Below are 2,402 nucleotides of genomic sequence, written 5' to 3'. Positions count from 1 at the left end.
CCGTGCCGCCGTAGGACCAGCCGATGAGGTGGAAGGGCCCCTCCGGCTGGATCTTCAGCATCTCGGTGACGTAGTCCTCGACCATCTCCTCGACCGAGCCCGCCAGCTTGTCCTCGCCGTCGGAACCGCGGGCCTGGAGGGCGTAGGCCTGCCGGTCCTCCACGTGCAGCACGAAGCTGAAGTACGCCCAGCCGAGGCCGCCGCCGCCGTGGAAGAACCACACCGGCTCCTTGCCCGTGCCGGGGTCGGCGTTGAGCGGCAGCACCACGGCGAACGGGTCGGCGATCTCCACGGGGATGTCGCCGGTGAGCAGCAGCGCGGCCAGTTCCGCGACCGTGGGGAACTTGATGATGGTCTTGAGGGGGACGTCGACGCCGAACCGGCTGCGGATGCCTGCGCTGAGCCGGGTGGCCAGCAGCGAGTGCCCGCCGAGGGCGAAGAAGTCGTCGTCGATGGCGACCTGCTCCAGGCCGAGCAGTTCACCGAAGAGCGCGCACAGCTTCTCCTCGTGGGCGTTGCGCGGTCCTCGGACGGCGGCCGGGGCGCTCGTGTCCTGCGCCGGCAGTGCCGCGCGGTCGAGCTTGCCGTTCGGGTTCAGCGGGATCTCCGCGAGCGGGATCACCGCGGCGGGCACCATGTACTCCGGGAGACGGCGGCGCAGGTGGTCGGTCAGCAGGACGAGCAGATCCCCGGTCGCGCCGTCGGCGCCCACGGCGTCCGGCTCGGGCACCACATAGGCCACGATGCGCTTGTCGCCGTCGTGGTTCTCGCGCACCACGACCGCCGCCCGGGCCACCGCGGGGTGCCCGTCGAGCACGTGCTCGATCTCGCCCAGCTCGATCCGGAAGCCGCGGACCTTGACCTGGAAGTCGGTGCGGGCGATGTACTCCAGCTGCCCGTTCCTGTCCCACCGCACCAGGTCGCCGGTGCGGTACATCCGGGTGCCGGCGGCGCCGAACGGGCAGGCCACGAACCGCTCGGCGCTCAGGTCGGGCCGGTTCTGGTAGCCGCGGGCCATCCCGGCGCCGGCGATGTAGAGCTCGCCCTCCACCCCGCGCGGGACCGGGCGCAGCCGCGCGTCCAGCACGTACACCTGGGTGTTGCCCATCGGGCGTCCGATCGGCGCGCCCTCGCCGATCCGCACGAGGGCCTCGGTGCACCACGTCACGGTCTCGGTGGGGCCGTACATGTTGAAGACCTCGGTGGCCTGCTTGGCCAGGGTCTCGGCCAGGCGTACGGGCACGGCCTCCGCGCCGATGATGATCCGCAGCCCCTTCGCGGCGAGCGGGTCGTGCATCAGCAGCATCTGGAAGAAGGCGGGCGTGGCCTGCACGGCGGTGATCCCGTGCCGGCGGATCAGCGCCAGCACGGCAGCCGGGTCGGCGACGGTGCCCTTGTCGGCCACCACCATGGTCGCGCCGGAGACGAACGGGAGGTACAGCTCGGTGTTGGCCATGTCGAACGCCACGGTCGTGCTGAACAGCATCCGCTCGCCGGCCGCCAGCGGGAACGTGCGCCCCGCCGTGGCCAGGTAGTTCGCGACCGCGCCGCGCGGGATGGTGACGCCCTTCGGCTTGCCCGTCGAACCCGACGTGTAGATCACGTACTGGGTGTTCTCGGGGCGGACCGTCACGTCCGGCGCCTCGTCAGGGTGGTTCGACCAGTCCACGCCGGCCAGCGTCTCGGCGTCGAGCACCAGCACCGGGTCCGCGTGGTCGAGGATGTAGTCGATCCGGGAGCGCGGGTGGTCCGGGTCGATCGGGACGTAGGCGCCACCGGACTTGATCACCGCGAGCAGTGCCACCACCAGATTCACGGTCCGGGGCAGGCGCACGGCGACCCGTGACTCCGTGCGCACACCGCGCGCGATCAGCCAGTGCGCCAGCCGGTTCGACCGCGCTTCCAGCTCCTCGTAGGTGAGCGTCTCCTCCTCGCCGATGACGGCGAGCGCCCGCGGTGTCGCCCGCACCCGGTCGCGGAGCGCCGCGACCAGGTCCAGGGTCGGCTCGGCGGTGTCGTTCACCTCGACGACCAGGTGCTGACGCTCCTGGTCGTCGAGCACGTCGACGTCCCCGACGCGCATCCCGGGATCGGCGACCAGCTGCTCCAGCACGCGCGCGAACCGTCCGGCGACGGCCTCGACCGTGTCCCGGTCGAACAGGTCGGTCGCGTACTGGATGTCGCCGCGCAGCGCCCCCGTGCCGTCCTTGATCACGTTGAAGAACAGGTCGACCTTGGAGGTGGACGGGGTGGCCTGCTCGACCTCCACCGTGAGTCCGGCGAGTTCGAGGTCGGGGCGCTCGTAGTTCTGGAGCCCGAGCATCACCTGGAACAGCGGCTGGTACGCCGCGGAGCGCTCCGGGTTGATCGCCTCGACCAGCATGTCGAAGGGCACGTCCTGG

1 protein-coding gene is annotated in these 2,402 nt (G+C 71.3%); it reads right to left on the bottom strand.

All coding sequences use genetic code 11. The features are described 5' to 3' along the window. A partial coding sequence (locus tag K377_RS40950; protein ID WP_146614872.1) for a non-ribosomal peptide synthetase occupies positions 1-2,402 on the bottom strand: 2,402 nt, incomplete at both ends.

Source organism: Streptomyces sp. PsTaAH-137 (assembly GCF_003259365.1).
Taxonomy (GTDB): Bacteria; Actinomycetota; Actinomycetes; order Streptomycetales; family Streptomycetaceae; genus Streptomyces.
This window is presented reverse-complemented; position numbering and strand designations above follow the sequence as displayed.